The following is a 20,307-nucleotide window of genomic DNA, read 5'->3' on the forward strand; positions in this document are numbered from 1 at the left end:
CATGAAGCCGGGATTAGTCCGTCGTGCAAATCGCCCGGTGATCGAAGCAGGCATCGTGCAATATAAGTTGACGATCGGCCTAATAGGCACGGTAAGTTATTGAAAATAAAGCATAAAATAGATTTTATAAGGCTGGCATGACGTCTGCACTGTAATAAGCAAGACAGAGGGTAAGACCGACATGCCCCGCATGCTTAGAAGGAGTTTGAGGATGAATCGTCAGGCGCGTTTCTCACTGGTTGGCAAAGGTTTTCTAACCGCAGCTGTAGTAACTCTCATCGTTGGTGCCGAGCGTCCGATGTCGCAACCGCTCAGCCAGGCACAGCATGAGTCAGCGGAACGAATCCGGATGTATGACGCTCAACCAGTAGGGATCGTGCAAACCGGCCCTGCACCGAAGACGATTGATTACATGCAGGTGCGGTCGGAGCAACGCTGGGTTTTTTAGTGGTAATCCGCGAGCTGATCAATTGCTGATATCGGTCCCGCAAAAGTTGTCTTGAACCGAAGAGAGGTAACACCATGCTGAGCTGGGCTATTACATTTCTGATCATCGCCATCATCGCCGCGGTACTGGGCTTCGGTGGTATCGCTGGCACCGCAACGGGTATTGCCAAGATCCTGTTCGTGGTTTTCCTGGTGCTGTTCGTCGCTTCGCTGATCTTCGGCCGAGGCCGCGGTCCGCGTGTCTGATGCAGTGATGCCGCCCGCAAGGGCGGCTGCAACACCAACGGATGTAGTAAAGGCGGGATGCCAGAATTCAGTGCCTTCGCATGATGCTTGCGCGGGCCTACAAGACTGAGGTGACTCGCCCAGCGAGCACCACTCAGCCCGCGTAGCGGGGAGGCCAAGGGGTCGGGACGCTCTGTTCGACGGAGTGACCTAAGGGTACATGGAGTGCCCTCTTCAGGGACCAGGCTCAGCAAAAGGCAACCGAAGGTGGAGTCACCACCTTCGGCTTGCGATTTCCTCATCTTCACTTCTTCAGCGCGTGCAACCGGTCCTTCGGACGCTGCGCAGCGATGCTCCTGGCCTCCTGGCCACACCTCCCGTCCTCATTCCGCCGAACGTCTCGGACGCGCGCATGGCCGATCATCAGCCGCACCGCTATCATCGCGTGCAGTCAAAATCGGGAGACTCACATGCTCAACGGCCTCTGGCTGGGCTTTTTTCTGATCGCCACCGTTGCTGCATTGGGGCGTTGGCTGGTGGGCGGAGATCCGGCGGTGTTTGCCGCCTTGGTCGAGAGCCTGTTTGCGATGGCCAAGCTGAGCGTGGAGGTGATGATCCTGCTGTTCGGCACGCTGACGCTGTGGCTGGGCTTTCTGCGTATCGCTGAAAAGGCTGGACTGGTCGAGCTGCTGGGTCGCGCCCTCGGCCCCTTGTTCGCCCGGCTGATGCCCGAAGTGCCGCGTGGGCACCCGGCGTTGGGGTTGATCACGCTGAACTTCGCCGCCAACGGCCTGGGCCTGGACAACGCCGCCACGCCCATCGGTCTGAAGGCCATGCGTTCATTGCAGGAACTCAACCCATCAAGTACCACGGCGAGCAATGCACAAATTCTGTTCCTGGTGCTCAATGCCTCGTCGCTGACGCTGTTGCCGGTGTCGATCTTCATGTACCGCGTGCAGCAGGGCGCTGAGGACCCGACCCTGGTGTTTCTGCCGATCCTGCTTGCCACCAGCGCCTCGACTCTGGCCGGACTGCTGTCGGTGGCGCTGATGCAGCGCCTGCGCCTATGGGACCCGGTGGTGCTGGCCTATCTGATTCCCGGTGCGCTACTGCTGGGTGCCTTCATGGCCCTGCTGGCCAGCCTGTCGTCGGTGGCGTTGGCCGAGCTGTCGTCGCTGCTGGGCAACCTGACGCTGTTCGGCCTGATCATCCTCTTTCTGGTGGTCGGTGCGTTGCGCAAGGTGCCGGTGTACGAAAGCTTCGTTGAAGGCGCCCAGGAAGGCTTCGAAGTGGCCAAGAGCTTGCTGCCCTATCTGGTTGCCATGCTGGTGGCGGTTGGCGCCTTGCGCGCCTCGGGCGCCCTGGAGTTCGGGCTCGATGGCATCCGCTGGCTGATCGAGGTGCTGGGTTGGGATACCCGCTTCGTAGACGCGCTGCCCACGGCGCTGGTCAAGCCCTTCTCCGGCAGTGCGGCGCGGGCGATGCTGATCGAAACCATGCAGAACCACGGCGTCGACAGCTTCCCGGCACTGGTTGCGGCCACCATGCAGGGCAGTACCGAGACGACCTTTTATGTGCTTGCCGTGTATTTTGGCGCGGTCGGCATCCAGCGCGCACGCCACGCAGTGGGCTGTGCGCTGCTGGCGGATTTTGCCGGTGTGGTGGCGGCGATTGTGGTTTGTTACTGGTTCTTTGGGTGATACGTCGATTTGATTACAAGGGTGACGTGGGGTGGTGACTCGCCGTGTAGCTTGACGGCTAAGCGGGGCGGTGGGGTTCATACCGGGCTGGCAAGTTTGCTGTTGATGGGGCTGAAACGTCGGCGTTAAAAACCGCTTGCCGGGTGTGCTGACACTTTAGGTTTCGCCCACTCCGGTGCCGCTCCGGGGGCACGGCTTACAAGGGCCATCCCTGGCCCTTTAAGCCTTTCGCGGCATCCATGCCGCTCATCCCCCTGCGCAACGCCTGCGTTCGGCCTCCTGAAGGGGGATTCAAGACCGAGTCGTCTGGAAGTTCTCAAGCAGCGATAGAGCAAAGCGCTTTGCTTGTTCACATGCACGGCCTAACAGACGACGCGAAACGCCCCATCAGGAGGATGAGCGGAATTGTCGTGGAAGGGGTTGAGCGGCATGGATGCTGCGAGAGGCGCGATGGGCCATGGATGGCCCTTCGTGCGGGGGCGCCTAGCCCGTGCCCCTGGAACGGCTATTGCGCGAACGAACCCCGGCGTAGCCGGGGCCGGATGCAGGGGCAAGCGTTTTTGGTTACTTTGAGGGGCCGGCCATCCGGGCGTCTGGAAAAAGTGACTCGCCCAGCAGGGCGAAACCGCACCATCAAACGACTCGATAATCGGTTTGAGACAAGCTTTCAGCCAACAGCAACACCCAAAATTGCCAGTCCAGACAACCGTCTTATACAAGGATGTCCAAAAGACCCGCCTTGCAGCCGATCAGGGCGCGACCCGCTGCCAGAGCCGAAACAGCGGCTCGGCAAGAAACATCACCAGAAACAACCTCAGCACCTGCAGCGCGGTGACCAGCGCCACTGACAGCTGCAGCGCCTCGGCCGTCAGGCATAGTTCGGTGATGCCGCCCGGCATCATCCCCAGCATCAATGACGTCTGGTTCAGCGTCGCCGCCCAACCCAGCGCCTCGGCCAGGCCCGCCGCAGCGAGCATCGCCAGCAACGTGAATAGCAGAATGCGCAGCATGAATCGCGGGGCGCTGCGAAAGAACGGTCGGTCGAAGTGACAACCCAATGAGCAACCGATCAGCCATTGGCCGAACTGACCGATGCCTTCCGGCAAGCCCAGATGCAGATCGAAGACAACGCTGGCCGCAGCGCAAACGGTCAGCGGTCCCAGCATCCAGGGGTTGGGTTGGCCGAACTTCTTCCATAACAGTGCCAGCAGTGCGCCGGCCGGTAGCAACACCGCCAGCCATGGCCAGCTTACTGGGGCCGGTGGTGGGGCATCGACCGGCGGCAGGCTCCAGGTGAACAGTGCCGGAACGATCAGTACCACCAGCAGCAATCGCAGGCTGTGGGCAGCTGCGACCATTGCGGGCTGCGCGGCGTGGCGACCGGCCAGGTTGACCATTTCGCTGGCGCCGCCCGGCATGCTAGAGAAGAACGCGGTGGCGCGGTCGGTGCCGCTGCGCAGGAGAATGACGAGGCCGATCAGGCTCAGCAGCAGGGTACCCAGCGCGCCGGCGAGGATCACGCCGAAGTGCTCGATGACCTGCTGCATGACCTCGCTGGTGAAATGCAGGCCGATGGCGCTGGCGATCAACCATTGCCCGGTCTGCCGGCCATAGGGGACTTCCTTTACCAGCCAGCCGCTGCAGCGCACCGCGATGACTGCCAACAGCGAACCGACCATCCAGGGCAACGGCCAGTTCGCCAGGCTTGCCAGCAAGCCGCCGAGGGCGCCGACCAGAGGCGTCGCCCACCAGGCTGGAAGCCTGCGTTGAGGCATGTCAGGCGTGCGCCTCGTTCAACTTGGCGCGGCTGCGCTGACGCCACCAGCGCAGGCCGGGCATGGCCAGCATCAGCACGGCCATCGCCCATAGCACGAGGGTGATCGGGCTGCCCCAGAGGATGCCCAGGTCGCCTGCCGAAATCGACAGTGCGCGGCGCAGGTTGTCTTCCATCATCTCGCCGAGCACGAAGCCGAGAATCAGCGCCGACAGCGGGAACTCCAACTTACGCAGCAGGTAGCCGAACACCCCGAGGCCGACCATCAGTACCAGGTCGAACGTCGTGCTGTGCACCGAATAGACGCCGACCATGCTGATGGCGGTGATTGCCGGCACCAGCACCCAGTTGGGCACGCTGAGCATCCTGGAGAACAGCCCGACCAGCGGAATGTTCATGACCAGCAGGATCACGTTGCCGATGAACAGCGAGGCGATCAGTCCCCAGACCACGTCGGGCTGCTGTTCGAACAGCAGCGGGCCGGGCGTGATGTTGTACAGCGTCAACGCGCCGATCATCACCGCCGTGGTGCCCGAACCAGGCACGCCCAGGGTCAGCATCGGAATCAGCGATCCGCAGGCGGAGGCGTTGTTGGCGGCTTCCGGGGCGGCCAGGCCGCGCAAGTCGCCATCACCGAATCGGCCTTTTTCGCCGGCCATGCGCTTTTCGCTCATGTAGGTCATGGCACTGGCGATGGTGGCGCCGGCGCCAGGCAGGGTGCCGATGACGAACCCGGCCAGGGCGCTGCGCACCATGGTCCAGAACGTCAGGCAGAACTCCTTGAAGTTGAACAGCAGGCGTCCGCTGGCCTTGACCGCCTTTTGCCCGCTGTGGGTCTTTTCCAGCATCAGCAGCACTTCGCTGACGCTGAAGAAACCGATCACCACGATGACGAATTGAATGCCATCCGACAGGCTGACGCTGCCGAAGGTGAAGCGATAAACGCCAGTGGTCGAGTCCACGCCAACCGTGGCCAGGCCCAGGCCGATCAGCGCCGCCATCAGGGTTTTCACCGGTTTGTCGCCGACCATACCGCCAAGGCAGGCAATGGCGAAGATCATCAGCACGAAATATTCCGCCGGTCCGAAGGCCACCGCCCATTTCGCCAGCAGCGGCGCGAACAGCACCACGCCGCAGGTGGCGATGGTGCTGCCGATGAACGAGCTGACCGCGGACAGCGACAGCGCGATACCGGCCTTGCCCTGACGTGCCAGCGGATAGCCGTCGAGCGTGGTCATCACCGCGGCGGCATCGCCGGGGACGTTGAGCAGGATCGCCGAAATACGTCCGCCGTATTCGCACCCCAGATACACCGCGGCTAGCAGAATCAGCGCGGTTTCCGGCGGCAGGCCCAGGGCAAAGGCCAGGGGCAGCAGCAAGGCCACGCCGTTGATCGGACCCAGCCCCGGCAGCAGACCGACGACGGTGCCGACGAAGGCGCCGAACAGCGCCACCAGCAGGTTGGTCGGTCGCGTGGCGACATCGAAGCCCTGCATCAAGAAGTTCAAGGTTTCCATTTTCAGCTCTCCAGCAAGCGCAGCACGCCCAGCGGCAGCGGCACATCAAGCAACAGGTCGAACAGGCCATAGAGCAGCACGCCCATCAGCACGCCACTGATCAGGCAGGGCCACAGGCGTCCGTTGAACAGCAGGCCCAGGGCGAAGGTGGCCAGTGCCGTGGTGATGACGAAGCCGAGCGCCTCGAACAGCAACGCGTATCCCAGCAGGGCCAGCACGCAAAACAGGGCTCGCCGGGCCATCGTCCAGTCGAACGGCGGCGCCGGTTCCCCGTGCGGTTTGCAGAGCAGCCAGAGCGCGCCGCAGCCCATCAGAGACAGCAGCAGTAGCGGGTAGGCGCGCGGGCCGACCGGGTCGTAGGCGAAAGGCGCCTCGAAACTCCAGGCGAGCAGCGCAAGACCGGCGCAGGCGAGTAGCCACGCCGCGGCGAAGACACGAACGTACATGAGTGGGTTACCTCGAGAGAGCCGGCAGCGGCTTCCATCCGGAAGCCAATGCCAGCGGGTGTTACTTGACCAGGCCGAACTCGGCGGCGAGTGCCTTGTAATCAGTGACCTGCTTGTTGACCAGGGCGGTGAGCTCATCCCCGGTCATCGACAGCGGGAACAGGTCACGTTGCTCGCGCAGCTTGGCGAACCCTTCGGTGGCGAGCAGGCTGTCGAACTGTGTCTTCCACCAGTTGAAGTCCTCGTCGCTGACTTCCGGGCCCATGTAGAAGCCGCGGATCACCGGCCAGCTGATGTCGTAGCCCTGTTCCTTGGCGGTCGGAATGTCCGACATCTTGCCTGGCAGACGATCGTCGGATAGCACCGCGAGGATGCGGATCTTGCCGGCTTCGAGCTGTGGCGCGACCTCGGCCAAACCGCTGCTGGTGATCTGGACATGACCACCGAGCATGGCGGTGAGGGTTTCGCCGCCGCCTTCGAACGCGACATAGCGCAGTTGCTTCGGATCGACGCCAGCGGCGCGGGCGATCAGCGCGGTCTGCATCCAGTCCTGCCCGCCGATGGTGGCGCCAGCACCGAAGACCACACTGCTGGGGTCTTTCTTGACCGCGGCGATCAGGTCGTCGAGGTTCTGGTAAGGCGCGTCCGCCCGTACCGAAATGGCGCCGTAGTCGGTGCCGATGCCGGCCAGCCAGCGCACGTTGGTTTCGTCATAGCGACCGAACTTGCCTTGCGCCAGGTTCAGCAACGAGCCGCTGGAGAACGCCGTGATGGTCGCCGGATCGTCGGCGCGCTGGGCGATCACCGCGTTGTAGGCCACTGCGCCGACACCGCCGGGCATGTAGGTGACGCGCATCGGTGCTTCGAGCAGGCCTTCGTCCTTCAGGCCGCTCTGGGCCAGTTTGCAGGTCAGGTCGAAGGCGCCGCCGGGTTTGGCCGGGGCGATGCATTCGGGGCGCTTGGGCTCGGCGAACAACTGGCTGGACAGGACCAGGCAGGACGAAAGCAGGGCGATACGGCGGATAGCAGTTTTCATGGTGTCTCCTTTTGATTCTTATTGTGGGCGGCTTTACCAGATCGGCAGGCTGTAGCTGACGATCAGGCGGTTCTCATCGGCATCGCGGGCGAAATCGGAGCGGAACATGGCGTTACGCATGCGCACCGCGACATTCTTCAGCGGCCCGCTCTGCACCACGTACTTGAGCTCGATGTCGCGCTCCCACTCGCTGCCGTTGCTGCCGCCGGTGTATTCGGCGTTGTCGCCGGAAATGTAGCGGGTCAGGAAGGTCAGGCCGGGTATGCCGATGGACGCGAAGTTGTAGTCGTAACGGGCTTGCCAGGAGCGCTCTTCGGCGTTGGCGAAGTCGTTGATCTGGACGAAGTTGACCAGGTACGGATCGCTGCCGTCGAGGTAGGCGTAACCGGTGTCGCCGTTCATCTGCTGGTAGGCGAGGCTGATCTTGTGACCACCGAGGCTGTAGCCGACCATCCCGTTCCAGGCCTGGTTGTCGATCTTGCCGGCATTGGCCGCGCCGGTGTCGTCGCTGATCATCAGCCGCAGGTCGGCGGTCAGCGCGGAGGCCTCGCCCAGCGGCCGAACCATTTGCAGATTGAAGAAGTGCTGACGGTAGATGTCGTCCAGCTCCGCCGCGTAATAGGTGCCGGTGAACTGATCGCTGAAGGCGTACTTGGCGCCGACGAAGGTCAGATGATCGGCTTCGGCGGAGCTGTCGAAACGACCATTCTTGTTGTTCAGCTGCAGATCCTGGGAGTTGGTCGAGGCGCGGTCGATGACCTTGTCCAGACGGCCGCCGCTCAGGGTCAGGCCGGTCACGTCCTGAGACACCAGCATCGTGCCTTCGAACACCTGGGGCAGGGTGCGGCTGTCGCTGGCCATCACCACTGGCGTTTCGGGGATATGGCTGCCGTAGCGCAGCTCCGTCTCGGAGACCTTCGCCTTGGCCGTCAGCCCGAGGCGGCTGAACTCATCCGGCGTGCTGCCATCGTCGCGCACCGGGAGCAGGTCGGTGCCGGCGCGGCCGCCGCCGGAGTCCAGCTTGATGCCGAGCATGCCCATGGCATCGAGGCCGAAGCCCACGGTGCCTTCGGTGAAACCGGATTCGATATTGAGCAGAAAGCCCTGCGACCATTCCTCGCGTTTGGACTGGCCATCCCCTTCGCGAAAATCACGATTGAGGTAGATATTGTGAGTCTGTAGCGTGGCGCTGCTATCTTCGATGAAATCGGCCTGCGCCAGGGGCGACAGCGAGGCGGCCGCGACGGCGAGGGTAAGGCGAGCGTATGCGGGTTTAGTTCTGACGGCAGTCAGCATCCTGTATCTCCATTCTTGTTTTTGTTGTGACGGCGATGTGCCGTAGCAGGTGGTTCGAGCCACCTGCATGCGATCCTAGGCGGCGAAACTTTCGCCAGGCTTTCAGGCGTGAAAGCAGCGTGCAGCGTGCCTTGTCGCTACACTTGCGCTCCTTTCCGTGTGTGGCAGAGGACAGGCAATGCGGATTCTTCTGGTCGAGGACCATCCCCAACTGGCTGAAAGCGTCGCCCAGGCGTTGCGCGCCGGCGGATGGACGGTGGACCTGCTCAACGATGGCGTGGCGGCCGATCTGGCCCTGGCGACCGAGGATTACGCGCTGGCGATTCTCGACGTCGGGCTGCCTCGGCTCGACGGCTTTGAGGTCCTGGCGAGGCTGCGTGAACGCGGCAAGACGCTACCGGTCCTCATGCTCACCGCGCGTGGCGAGGTCACTGATCGCGTACACGGGCTCAATCTCGGTGCCGACGATTATCTGGCCAAGCCGTTCGAGCTGTCCGAACTCGAAGCGCGGGTCAAAGCGCTGTTGCGGCGCAGCGTCGGTGGCGGCGAACGCCAGCAGCGTTGCGGCGTGCTGGCTCATGATCTGGATGCCCGGCGCTTCACCCTGGCTGGCGAGCCGCTGGCGCTGACCTCGCGCGAGCAGGGCGTACTCGAGGCGTTGATCGCCCGTCCTGGACGGGTGATGAGCAAGGATCAGCTTGCCGCGCAGGTCTTCGGCCTGGATGAGGACGCCAGCGCCGACGCCATCGAGATCTACATCCACCGTCTGCGCAAGAAGCTCGAGGGTCAGCCGGTGCGCATCGTCACCTTCCGGGGCCTCGGCTATCTGCTCGAGGCCACCGATGGCTGAGGTCGGCAGCCTGCGCGGTAGGCTGCTGCGCCGGCTGGCGGTGCTGCTGGCGCTGTTGCTGCTGTTCAGCGGCTGGAGCGCCTACTGGAATGGCCGCGCCGCCGCCGATACCGCCTATGACCGCACGCTGCTGGCTTCGGCCCGCGCCATTGCCGACGGGCTGGTCGCCAATGACGGCAAGCTGCGCGCCAATGTGCCTTATGTGGCGCTGGATACCTTTGCCTATGACAGCGCCGGGCGCATCTACTACCAAGTGCTCGATATCCGCGGCCGCCTGGTCAGCGGCTACGAAGACCTTCCAGCACCAGGCCCCGAAATCCGGCGCACCGACGACTATCCTGCGTTGGCGCGGTTCTATGACGGCGAGTTCAAGGGCGAGGGTGTGCGTCTGGTCAGTCTGTTGCAGCCGGTCAGCGAGCCGGAGCTCAACGGCATCGCCGAAATTCGCGTGGCCGAAACGCTCGGTGCCCGTGAACGCATGGCGCGCAGTCTGCTCACCGACACCCTGTGGCGGGTCGGCTTGCTGGCGATCACGGCGCTGCTGCTGGTGTGGCTGGCGGTGAGCGCCGCGCTGCGTCCGCTGGGCAAGCTCAGCGAGGCGGTCGAACTGCGTCAGCCGGACGATTTGCGTCCGTTGCCGCTGGTCACGGTACAGCGCGAACTCAAGCCGCTGGTGGCTGCGCTCAATCATTTCACCGAACGCCTGCGCGGCCAGTTCGAGCGCCAGGCGCAGTTCATCGCCGATGCCTCGCACGAGTTACGCACGCCGCTGGCGGCGCTTAAGGCACGCATCGAGCTGGGCCTGCGCGAACAGCAACCGCAGCGCTGGCTGGAAACCCTCGAAGAAGCTGAGGCGCATACCGACCGGGTCATTCATCTGGCCAACCAGCTGCTGTCCCTGGCGCGCATCGAAAGCGGCGCGCAGTCGATTGCCGAGGGTGGCGCGCAACGCCTCGACTTGAGCCAGCTGGCCCGCGAGCTGGGTTTGGCGATGGCCGCGTTGGCGCACAAGCGTGGCGTCGCCATCGCCCTCGAAGCGGACCACCCGGTATGGATTCATGGCGAGCCGACGCTGCTCAGCGAGCTGCTGAGCAACCTGCTGGACAATGCTTTGGGACATACGCCCGTTGGCGGCAACGTGGTGCTGCGGGTGAAGGAAGATGGCGTGCTGGAAGTCGAAGACGATGGTCCTGGAATCCCGCCCGAGGAGCGCGAGAAGGTCTTCGCGCGGTTCTACCGTGTGCAGCAAAAGGGGCAGGGTGCCGGGCTCGGGCTGGCCATCGTCGGCGAGATCAGCCGCGCCCATCGCGCCACCATCGAGTTGGGTCAGGGCGCGTTGGGCGGTTTGCTGGTCAGGCTGCGCTTTGCGTCGACGCTCGACTGAGTCAGCTCGGCTCTTGCGGGTCGGCGACCGCTACTTGGTTGCGGCCATTGCGTTTGGCTCGGTAGAGCGCGGCATCGGCTTCGGCCATTAGCTGGACCGTCGAGCAAGGCGCCTGTGGGTTCAGCGTTGCCACACCGATGCTGATTGTCAGATCGATGCGGGTATCGCCGTAGGTCGGGTGCAGCTCCGCCACCGCCGCGCGGATACGCTCGGCCTGTTCGCGGGCCTGATGGCTGTCGACACCCGGTAGCGCAATGATGAACTCCTCGCCACCGTAGCGCGCCACCACATCCCCGGCGCGCTGTCCGTGCTGTTTGAGGATGGCGGCGACCAGGCGCAGGCATTCGTCGCCGAATGGGTGGCCATAGGTGTCATTGATCCGTTTGAAGTGGTCGATGTCCAGCAGTAGCACGGACAGTGGCGCGTCGATGCGCTGCGCGCGCCGAATCTCCTGTTCGAACATCAGATCGAAGTGGCCGCGGTTGGACAGCTGCGTCAGCGCGTCGGTAACGCTCATGCGGGTCAGTTGCGCGTTGACCTGCTCCAGCCCACGCTTGGCCTCTTCCAGCGCTTGGGTCCGTTCGAGTACGCGGGCTTCCAGTGCCTCGTTGGCGCGCATCTGCAGCTCCAGCGTCTGTTGCTGCGCGCGCAAACGGGACTCGCGTTCCTGAGCCAGGGCCTCGGAGGAACGCAGCGCGCTCTTCTGCGCCTCGATTCGATGTTCGCGCTCGTGATTGATGCGCTCGGCCAGCGCCATCGAGAGCAATACGAACTCGGTGAACATGCCGATCAGCTGCCCGTTGAGGGTCAATGCGTTCAGCGGCAGTACGCCTTCCAGGGCGAGCAGATGGGCGACGGTGAAAAACAACAGGGTCGACCAAGCGATGGTGAACTGACGGGCCGAGGCATTCCCGCGGATCCACAGGGTGATGGTCACCGCCATGCTCAGCGCACAGTGGACCAGCGCCATCGTTCCGATCGCCAGATAGTGGGTCAGCGCCGGGGCAAAGACTATGGCCAGCAGTACGGCGGCCCAATAGCCGATGAGGAATAGCGTCACGTGCCAGACCCAGCCGCCGTAGCGCCTGATGTCGAGAAAGCGAGTGGCGAAAAGCAGCGGCGTGAAGAAACTCAACGCCGCTGAAAGGCCATAGAACCGGTTAGAAAACGTCGGCATGTTCGGCCACAGGAAGAGCTGGCCGAAGCCCGTGATGCTCAGCACGTAGAACAGCGCGCTGAGCAGATAGGTAACGTAGAGCAGGTAGCTGATGTCCCGAGTGAACACGAACAAGCTGCAGTTGTAGAGCAGGATCACTAACATGCCGCCGAAGAACAGACTGGTCATCGCAACGTCAGTGATCTTCGCGGCAATGAAGCCTGTCTCATCAGCTATCGCCAACGGCAGGACGATCAGTTCGCCTGCTTGCACATGCAGATAAACCACGGCCGCTTCCTCGGCGCGCAGCTCGAATGGGTAGACGAAGTTGTGGTCGGCCTGGGGCCGCTCGCGCATCGGCACGGTGTCGCCGGCCCGCATCGGCGGGCCCCACTGGTTACGGGTCGGATAGAACAGGCGCACGCGCACCTCGTCCAGAACCGGCCATTTCAGGCTGAGATACCAGGTACCGGGCGGTGCGGTCGTATTGTGCAGCATGAAGCGCAGCCATACGCCCTGCGGCTGCTTTTTCAGGTTGGGTCGTTGCAGCGGCTGCCAGTCCCAGGCCGCAACATGGGCGGTTTCGAAGCCCGCCTCGCTGTGGCCGACGACATACTCGACGGCACCTACCTGCAATTCATGAACGTTCTGGGCGATTTGCGTTGGCGTGACATCAGCCGCAGCCAAGCCACAGCAGCCTGCCAGCAGAACGAAAAGGGCAAACGCCCGCAATGAATCACAACGCATTCGCTAAAGCCCTGTGAGTTGGCAAGTAGCGCGCAATGTGAGCCACGCTCCTGAGGAACACCATACGGCCGGTGCCGTCCCGGCGCCAGCGCCAGCGCCAGCACGCGCTTGGAGCAAGAGCGTTCAACCTTAGCTGTCGTGGCGTATCAGTTCCGATTTGCTACGGCCTGCTTAGCGTCGTGCGGCATCGCCTGGCCGTGCAGCTGTTCGACGCGCAGCTCGGGCTGCGAACGGTTGCGTATCGCTACCCACTCCTCTAGCGCGGCCACTGAACGTGGCGGCGATATCAGATAGCCCTGGAACAAATCGCAGCCGGCCTGGAGCAGTGCGGACTGCTTTTCCATGGTGTCCACGCCCTCGGCATTGACCCGCTTGCCCTGCGCTTGGCAGAAGGCGGTGAGCGCAGTGAGGCTTTCCCGTAGTTCCGGTTGCGTCAGGCGCTGCACGATGGCCATGTCCAGTTTGATGGTGTCGGCCGGGTACTCGAGCAACTGCTGGATCGAGGTGTAGCCGACGCCGAAATCGTCGATGGCTACGCGGAAGCCCGCCGCGCGGATGGCCCGCACCACTTCCATGGTGTTGCTGCTCAGTTCGGCGGCGTAGGTTTCGGTCAGCTCGATCTCAATGTTGCCGGGCGCGACGCCATGGTGCGCGGCGCGTTCGATCAAGTAGCGGCAGATGTGATCGTCGGTCAGCTGCGCCGACGAGACGTTGATCGCCAGAATCATGCCTTCGCCGAACAGCCTCACCAGTTCCGGATAGCCGGCCAGGGCCCTGTCGATCACCCAGCTGTCGATCTTCGGGAATAGCCCGGCGCGCTCGGCGATGGGAATGAATTCGCCCGGTGAAACCGTGCCGAGCAAGGGCGAATGCCAGCGCAGCAGGACTTCGCAGCTGACTACAAGACCCTCGCGATCCACCGCTGGCATGTAAACCAGGCGCAATTGCTCGTCGCCATCGAGCAGGCGCAACTGTTCCTCGACCAGCCGGATACGTTGGTTGCGTTGCTCCAGCTGAGCCGAAAAGGCCACCGCGACGTTCTTGCCTTCGGCCTTGGCCTGATACATCGCGGTGTCGGCGCGGGTCAGCAGTTGAGTGATGGAATCGGCGTCGGCCGGATAGCGTGCCGTGCCGATGCTGACACCGACCGGGTAGAGACGGTCCTCGAAACGGAAGCCGCTGCGACACAGATCCAGCAAGGCATCGGTAAGCGCCGGCAAGCTGTCGTACTCGGTACCGGTCAGCAGCAGGATGGCGAACTCGTCGCCGGAGAGCCGGGCGAGCGCGGTCTCGTCCTCAGGGTGGGCCTTGCGGTGGTGCTCGAGCACGCCTTGCATGCGTTTGGCGAGGATTCGCAGTAGGGTGTCGCCGGCATCGTGGCCGTGCTGGTCGTTCACCTGTTTGAAGTTGTCCAGATCAAGAAACAGCAGCGCCAGTTGCCGTCCGCCGCGTGCGCACTGGTCATACATGGCGGTGGCCAGCAGGCCGAAATGGGCGCGGTTGCTGATATGGGTCAGGCTGTCGGTCCAGGAGATTTCCTGAATACGCTGCAGCGCGGCCGTGTTGCGCTCGTGCAGGGTTTTCATATTCAGCGTCAGGCGGCCAATCTCGCCGCCATCGCTGGGTTCGTCCATCGCGTGGCGTTTGCCCTGCAGCAGCTCGGTGAGCTGCTGGTCGAGCCAGCTGATCGGACCGGTGACATAGTGATGGATCAACACCAGCAACAGGCCGACGGAGATCAGGCAGATCAGCACGACGCCAAACAGAAATGCCAGCCCCAGCGTCTGCAGGCGCGCGGCAATGTAGTCGGGTGACGGCGTCAGGCGTGCGGACAGCGAGCGTGACAGCTCGATATCGGCCGACAACCCCCGTGGCGCCGGTTTGAGCTTGGGTGCAATCTCCACCGCCGCACCGTATTCGGCCTCCAGGCTGCGCTTGAGGCTGATGAAGCTTTCAGGGCGCACCGCCAGTTGCAGGGCGAAGGCTTCCGCTCGCTGGCTGGGCAAAGGGCGGCTGATCGAGGCAGGCAGGATGAAATCGGTATCCAACAACAGGCCGCCCTCGGCTGTTTCCACATAGGTCATTTCGCCGGTATGTGGCGTCTGCTTGGCCTCTCGGACAACCTGTTGCTGCGTGGCGCTCATGGTTGCGAAAGGTGACAGGCTGCTCTCGTGATAGTAGGCCACCTCACCGCCAGGCTGGACGATGGCGAAGGACACGAACGACATGCGGGTCGTCGATAGCGAGCGAATGCTCTGCTGGATGCGCAACCCCAGCGTTTCGTTACGGTAGGCAGTGTTCGACTCACGCAGGAACAACAGCAACGCTTCGCTGTTGGCGATCGAGTAGAGCACGCTACGGTTGAACGCCTCGTAGTCCAGATAAGCGGATTTGAGCGCCAACAGTTGTTGCCCCAGACGCGCCTGTTCGAGGCCCAGCAGTGAAGCGCGCTGGGTCAGGTAAGCGGTCGTTGCAGCCAGCAGCTGGATGATCAGAATGACCGGGAAGATCACCAGCAGCGTGCGTTTACCGAGCGTCATGGGCGTTGATCAGTGCGTTGATGATGCGCCGCCGGGTCTGCGTCGCGTCCAGCGGACGTGGCTCATAGACCTGGCTGTTCTGCAGTATCGCCTCGGGAGGATAGATGCTTCGATCCTGGCGGATCTCATCCGGCAACAGCGCGATGGCCGCCGTGTTGGCCGTGGCGACGCCCAGCTCGGCGGCATTCAGGGCCGCTATTTCGGGCGTATTGATAAAACTCAGGAAGCGGTAGGCCAACGCCTTCTTCTGGCTGTTGACCGGCACCGACAGGCAATCGACCCAAAGCAGCGTGCCTTCCTCGGGCACCACGTAGCGCCAGGGCTCGCCTTCGACGCCTTCGATCGCATTGAGCACCTGCTGATCGCCGCTGTAGGTCAGCGCCATGTCGGCCTTGTCGAGGTAGCGCTGGCTGCGTAGCGACGTGATCACATATTCATAGGTCAGCACGGCGTGGGACTGCGCCATCAGCAGCTCGTAGGCGGCTTTCAATTCGTCGACGCTTGAGGTGTTGATCGAGCGCTGCTGGTAAAGCAGCGGGCCGGCGAGGATGTCTTCGTGGTCCTCCATCATGATGATGTGCGGCGCGTCGCGTTCGGCCGGTTGCAGCAAGTCGGCCCAGGAGCGGGGCGCGACGGGCAGGCGGTCGGAACGATAGGCGATGCCGAGCGTGCCCCAGAGATAGGGAATCGCGTGGGGCCCGCAGTGGTCGCGCCAGCGTTGCGGCGTGTGCCTCAGATTGGGCAGCGTCTTCTCATCGATCGGCTCCAGCAGCCCGCGTTCGCCGAAGCGGTCGGCGCTGATCAGCTCGGTCAGCGCGATGTCGATCCGGTGATCCGGCTCGGAGAGCACCTCGTCGCGCTTGTCGCCGCTGTCGAAGTAGACCTGTTGAATCTGCACGCCGGTCTCGGCCTGCCAGCGCTCGATCACCGCTTCGCTGAGAAAATCCTCCCAGTTCAGCAGATTCAGCGTTTGCGCGGCTTGCAGGGCGGTAGACGGAAACAGAAGGCTCGTCGCAACCAGAGTCGCGCCGCAGAGCCGCCGCAGATGTGACGCCGACACCAGAGTCTTGTTATTCATTCTTCGCTCATCCGCTATGCAGGCCGGGACTGCACGCTGCAGCGTTCGGCTAGGGTTTGGCAGGCTTCGCAGCTAGGGTCCTATCCGCGTTCCGGCGTTCTCGATCGCAGCGAACATGTGTTCGCCGGGCATAGCGAGTTAGCGGCGTGCCTGGGTGGCACTTTAATGGCGCCAGACAAACGGCAGCAATATTTTTATAACAATCTTCAGGTCATGCCGATCAGCGGATAGGGACTGGCTGTTTTGCAGGGCGCACCACGGGGCGGGTCGAAGCGCGCAGCCAGGGTGCAAGCAAGCGCGTGGACAGAGGAATGAAGAGATAGGTCATCAGTGGCGTCAGCGCCAGCGTGCTGAGCAATATCCGCATGACCAGGCTGAGTTCGCTGAGCATCCCGCCGAACAGCATGTTGAACAGCAGTGAGACGGGAAAGAACGCCAGCCAGATCGCCACGCTTTGCTTCCAGCGCGGTGGTAGGGCGCTGTCATTGCTACCGAACCAGGCGTCGATGCCCCGAGCGCGGCGCTCATGGGGCTGAGCGAAGAGTTCGCCGCCACGTTGCAGCCAGGCTCGGCGCGAGGCCGAATGTTCCCAGGAGTCGAGGGTCTGCTCGTTGGCGAAACGGAAGACGATCTGGAATTCATCATCGTCAGGCGGGGGCGCCAGTACGCCGGAGCCGAGGTAACCGGGAAAGTCCGCGGCCAGCAGTTCCCCTTCATGCAGCCAGGCGAGGAGGTCGTGGTAGCGGCCATCGCGGACGCGGCGGGCCACCATCAGCGTAACGGGTTCGGTAGACATCGTGTATCTCCAGCACAAGCCGGCCACCCGGATAGGGCATTCGGCAAACGCAGCGCCGGGGTGGTGGGCTGCGCCTTGGGGATGCGAATTCTATTCCGTTTCCGGAGAAGCTCCAGCTTTAGTTTGCTGCTCGGTTGCGCCGGCGGGTAACGCGTCGCCCCCGTTAGGCTAGAGCCTGCACGAAGCTGCTGTGGAAAGGACTCCTCGGGGCGCTTCAGACCGCGTTCAGCCGCTCGCCAAACGCCTCGAGCGCGGCTTCGCCGACCACGTCTTCGGCCAGCAGGGGCAGTTGCTGCAGCGGAAGGCTCGGTAGGGCCTGTTGCAGCGTGTCCAAATGACGCTGTTCTTGCGCGTGTCGCTCGGCGAGAAAGGTGCCGGCGTCGGCGGGTGAGCGTTTATTCACCACCAGTCCGGCGACATCGATGCCGCTGCGCTGCAGCTGGGCCTGCAATTCGATGGTTTCCAGTACCGGCAGCCGCTCGGCAGCGAGGACGATGACGAACGCGCAACGCTGGCGGTCCTGTATCACGTCACGCAGTTGGCTGAAGCGTTCGCGGCGTCGGTAGAGCAGCTGTCGCACGCGTTGCTGGCGGTCGTTGCCGTCGCTGGTTTCGCGGCCGAGGATGCTTTCGCCTAAACCGCCGTCGTCCTTGCCAAGATTTCGCAACACATCGCCGAATCGCTTGCTGCGTTCCTGACGTTGCAGCAACCCTTCGGTCCAGGCCGTCATCATTTCCGGCAGCGCCATGAGTCGTGAGGTATGACCGGATGGCGCGGTGTCGAAGACCAGCAGGTCGTAGTCGTCCATGCCCTGGATAATGGTGTCTGCAATACGTTCGAGCAGCGCTGCTTCGTGCATGCCGGGCGCATCGCGAGAGAGCGACATGTGCTTGTCGACTTCACCCGCCAGGTGCGGTGGCATCAACCGGCGCAAGGCGCTGCCCACTTCGTCGAGGTGTTGGCGTACGGTCTCGTCGGGATCGAGCTCTAGGCCGTCGAGCCCGGCCGCCAGACGTACGATATTCGGGCCAATGGAGCGGTTCCACAGATGGCCGAGGTTATGCGCGGGATCGGTGGAGACCAGCAGCACTCGGCGCCCGGCTCGTGCCTGATGCAGCGCGGTGGCTGCAGCGACGGTGGTCTTGCCGACGCCGCCCTTACCACCGATGAACAGCACCCGGCTTCGTGCGGCCAGTGCTAGCAGCATCCGATGTGATCCAGTGGTGAATGCTCCATGCCCATGCGGCGATGCCAGTCATGGAAGCGTTCATAGAGTTCCGGCATCAGCTCCAGGGTGTACCAGGCGGCAGGGTTGGGTACGCCCAGCGCCTCGGAAAACACCAGCAGCATGAACAGGTCGTCCTCGTCGCGCCGGGCGCGGGCGAAGGTACGCCGGTAGGGCGCGACGTAGAACTCCTGTAGCCCGTCCGACAACCGCTGGAAGAACGGCCGCTGCGTCACGGCAGCGGCTCGTCGGTGGTCATCTCGGCAGCCGGATCGCGGCCCTTGCGCATGGCGATGATCGCTTCAAGGGTGACCCACAGCGCTGCGATCAGAATCACCACGTCCATGCCCAGCAGCAGCCAGTTCTCGGCGCGGTAGAACTGGCCCATCTGCACTAGCAGCGCATAGATCGACATCGCCAGCAGGAACACCAGCGGCACCAGGGTGTACATCGCCGGACGACCCTGCTTGATCAGCAGCACGGTGATGATCGACAGCGTCAGGCCCGCCAGCAGCTGATTGGTGGTGCCGAACAGCGGCCAGATCGCCATGCCGCCGCTGCCCTCGGAGCCAGCGCCAAAGGCCAGGGCCATGCACACGCCGACTGCGATCAGCGTGCCGACCAGAGTGTTCACCTTCATGCCCGCCAGCTCGCCGGCTTCCTGAATCACGAAGCGTTGCAGGCGCAGGCCGGTGTCCATGGTGGTGCCGGCGAAGAGAATCGCCATTACCGCAAGAATAGTGGCGCCGAGGTCCGCTGGCAGACCCAGGCCGTTGGCAAGCAGCGTGCCGCCGCCCTGGACGAAGGCATTCACGCCGCCCTGGCCGAAGGCGGTGTAGACCTGTTGCCAGTCGAGCAACGTAGCGAAACCGGCAGTGCAGCAGATGATCGCCGCCAGCGAGAGCATGCCTTCACCCACCGCGCCGAAATAGCCGACGAAGCGGGCGTCGGTCTCCTTGTCCAGCTGCTTGGACGTGGTGCCGGACGCCACCAGCCCGTGGAAGCCAGAGATCGCCCCGCAGGCGATGGTCACGAACAGCAGCGGCACGATGCTCGGACTATCGGCAGGTAATTCGGTGTTGTACGCCGGCGCAACCAAATCCGGCGCACCAAACAGCACCGCCAGATAGAGCAGGCCGAGACCGACGAACAACTGCAGGCCGTTGATGTAGTCACGCGGCTGCAGCAGCACCCACACCGGCAGCAGCGACGCGATGGCGGCATAAGCGAACAGCAGCAGAATCCAGAACGACTTGGCGCTCAGGCCCAGCACGGTATCCGGCAGGGTGATCGGGTAGGCGTTGCCCAGCAGGATCAGCAGGTAGAGCACGATCACGCCGCCCAGGGAGGGCCACAGCAATTTGACGTTGTAGCGATAGATGAGCTGGCCGATTATCAGCGCGACGAGGATGGCGCCCCATACTGGAATTACCGAAGTCGGCGTCGACACCAGCAGGTTGGAGATCACCGCGGCAAAGGCGCCGTTGACCATCAGCAATACAAGGAAGATCACGACCAGAAACAGACTGCGGCCGCGCGAACCGATCAGCCGGCCGCTGAGCATGCCCACCGATTGGCCCCGGTTGCGAGCGCTGGCCCAGAGCGCGCCGAAGTCATGAATGCCGGCGAAGAAGATGGTGCCCAGCACCACCCAGAGAAACGCCGGCACCCAGCCCCAGATCACCGCAATGGCTGGGCCGACGATAGGTGCGGCGCCTGCCACTGAGGTGAAGTGGTGGCCCCAGAGTACGAACCGGTTGGTCGGCACATAATCCACACCGTCGCGCATGGTATGGGCCGGGGTGCGGTAGTTCGGATCGAGGCGGTAGATCTTCTCAGCGATGAACTTCGAGTAGAACAGATACCCCAGCGACATCGCCGCCAGCCCCACAATCATCAACGCAATCGCACTCATTCGAAGGCTCCTCGCACGCGTGCCGATACAGGCATCACGCAGGCTTGGGCTGTTGCCCGACAGTAACTTGAACACCCTGACGGGTGCGGTGTTCGGTATCGCCAGCAAGCCCCGGCATGGATGCCTTGGCGCTGCGCCAGTGTTGGCGATTGAGGTTCGAGCGGCCGCGGCGCCA

General features: G+C 63.3%; 17 protein-coding genes. 5 read left to right on the forward strand and 12 right to left on the reverse strand.

The annotated features are described in order from the left end of the window. The first annotated feature begins 211 nt into the window (after positions 1–211). The 3 genes from NA645_RS03890 to NA645_RS03900 all read left to right on the forward strand — a co-directional run bounded on the left by NA645_RS03890 (position 212) and on the right by NA645_RS03900 (position 2,372). Entirely contained in the window at positions 212–448 is a 237-nt protein-coding gene (locus NA645_RS03890; RefSeq protein ID WP_131651341.1) for a hypothetical protein, read from the forward strand. 74 nt (positions 449–522) lie between these two features. Continuing rightward, entirely contained in the window at positions 523–693 is a 171-nt protein-coding gene (locus NA645_RS03895) for a DUF1328 domain-containing protein (RefSeq protein ID WP_003282841.1), read from the forward strand. Between the two features lie 449 nt (positions 694–1,142). Then, complete coding sequence (locus NA645_RS03900; protein ID WP_256047619.1) at positions 1,143–2,372, forward strand: nucleoside recognition domain-containing protein; 1,230 nt, start codon at positions 1,143–1,145, stop codon at positions 2,370–2,372. Positions 2,373–3,121: 749 nt separating this feature from the next. Here NA645_RS03900 and NA645_RS03905 read toward each other — a convergent pair. The 5 genes from NA645_RS03905 to NA645_RS03925 form a co-directional block, all read right to left on the reverse strand. Continuing rightward, the gene (locus NA645_RS03905; protein WP_256047620.1) at positions 3,122–4,147 is read right to left on the reverse strand and encodes an AbrB family transcriptional regulator; all 1,026 of its coding nucleotides are present in this window, start codon (positions 4,145–4,147) and stop codon (positions 3,122–3,124) included. A 1-nt stretch (position 4,148) separates the two neighbouring features. Beyond that, complete coding sequence (locus tag NA645_RS03910; RefSeq protein ID WP_256047621.1) at positions 4,149–5,663, reverse strand: tripartite tricarboxylate transporter permease; 1,515 nt, start codon at positions 5,661–5,663, stop codon at positions 4,149–4,151. 2 nt (positions 5,664–5,665) lie between these two features. Then, the gene (locus NA645_RS03915) at positions 5,666–6,109 is read right to left on the reverse strand and encodes a tripartite tricarboxylate transporter TctB family protein (protein WP_256047622.1); all 444 of its coding nucleotides are present in this window, start codon (positions 6,107–6,109) and stop codon (positions 5,666–5,668) included. 61 nt (positions 6,110–6,170) lie between these two features. After that, positions 6,171–7,145 carry a Bug family tripartite tricarboxylate transporter substrate binding protein gene (locus NA645_RS03920; RefSeq protein ID WP_256047623.1) on the reverse strand — a complete coding sequence of 325 codons (975 nt, stop codon included), beginning with the start codon at positions 7,143–7,145 and terminating at the stop codon, positions 6,171–6,173. A 33-nt stretch (positions 7,146–7,178) separates the two neighbouring features. Further along, a complete protein-coding gene (locus NA645_RS03925; protein WP_256047624.1) occupies positions 7,179–8,441 on the reverse strand; it encodes an OprD family porin in 1,263 nt (420 codons plus the stop codon). A 178-nt stretch (positions 8,442–8,619) separates the two neighbouring features. Here NA645_RS03925 and NA645_RS03930 point away from each other — a divergent pair, with 178 nt between their 5' ends. Then, entirely contained in the window at positions 8,620–9,291 is a 672-nt protein-coding gene (locus tag NA645_RS03930) for a response regulator (RefSeq protein ID WP_256047625.1), read from the forward strand. After that, the gene (locus tag NA645_RS03935) at positions 9,284–10,675 is read left to right on the forward strand and encodes a sensor histidine kinase (RefSeq protein ID WP_256047626.1); all 1,392 of its coding nucleotides are present in this window, start codon (positions 9,284–9,286) and stop codon (positions 10,673–10,675) included. The genes NA645_RS03930 and NA645_RS03935 overlap by 8 nt, the downstream gene beginning before the upstream one ends. A gap of 1 nt (position 10,676) precedes the next feature. On the opposite strand, the gene NA645_RS03940 is transcribed toward NA645_RS03935, so the two are convergent. The 7 genes from NA645_RS03940 to NA645_RS03970 all read right to left on the reverse strand — a co-directional run bounded on the left by NA645_RS03940 (position 10,677) and on the right by NA645_RS03970 (position 20,132). After that, positions 10,677–12,578 carry a sensor domain-containing diguanylate cyclase gene (locus tag NA645_RS03940; protein ID WP_256047627.1) on the reverse strand — a complete coding sequence of 634 codons (1,902 nt, stop codon included), beginning with the start codon at positions 12,576–12,578 and terminating at the stop codon, positions 10,677–10,679. Positions 12,579–12,724: 146 nt separating this feature from the next. Continuing rightward, entirely contained in the window at positions 12,725–15,118 is a 2,394-nt protein-coding gene (locus NA645_RS03945) for a putative bifunctional diguanylate cyclase/phosphodiesterase (RefSeq protein ID WP_256047628.1), read from the reverse strand. Next, the gene (locus NA645_RS03950) at positions 15,105–16,196 is read right to left on the reverse strand and encodes an ABC transporter substrate-binding protein (RefSeq protein WP_256047629.1); all 1,092 of its coding nucleotides are present in this window, start codon (positions 16,194–16,196) and stop codon (positions 15,105–15,107) included. The genes NA645_RS03945 and NA645_RS03950 overlap by 14 nt, the downstream gene beginning before the upstream one ends. Positions 16,197–16,416: 220 nt before the next feature. Further along, complete coding sequence (locus NA645_RS03955) at positions 16,417–16,992, reverse strand: antibiotic biosynthesis monooxygenase (protein ID WP_256047631.1); 576 nt, start codon at positions 16,990–16,992, stop codon at positions 16,417–16,419. 214 nt (positions 16,993–17,206) lie between these two features. Continuing rightward, the gene (locus NA645_RS03960; RefSeq protein WP_256047632.1) at positions 17,207–18,199 is read right to left on the reverse strand and encodes an ArsA family ATPase; all 993 of its coding nucleotides are present in this window, start codon (positions 18,197–18,199) and stop codon (positions 17,207–17,209) included. Continuing rightward, on the reverse strand, positions 18,190–18,453 hold the full coding sequence (locus NA645_RS03965; RefSeq protein ID WP_131651355.1) for a cory-CC-star protein: 264 nt from the start codon (positions 18,451–18,453) through the stop codon (positions 18,190–18,192). The genes NA645_RS03960 and NA645_RS03965 overlap by 10 nt, the downstream gene beginning before the upstream one ends. Beyond that, positions 18,450–20,132 carry a carbon starvation CstA family protein gene (locus tag NA645_RS03970; protein ID WP_256047633.1) on the reverse strand — a complete coding sequence of 561 codons (1,683 nt, stop codon included), beginning with the start codon at positions 20,130–20,132 and terminating at the stop codon, positions 18,450–18,452. Before NA645_RS03970 ends, NA645_RS03965 begins: the two co-directional genes overlap by 4 nt. Positions 20,133–20,307: the final 175 nt, after the last annotated feature.

It is taken from the genome of Stutzerimonas stutzeri (assembly GCF_024448955.1).
Classification (GTDB): domain Bacteria; phylum Pseudomonadota; class Gammaproteobacteria; order Pseudomonadales; family Pseudomonadaceae; genus Stutzerimonas; species Stutzerimonas stutzeri_AQ.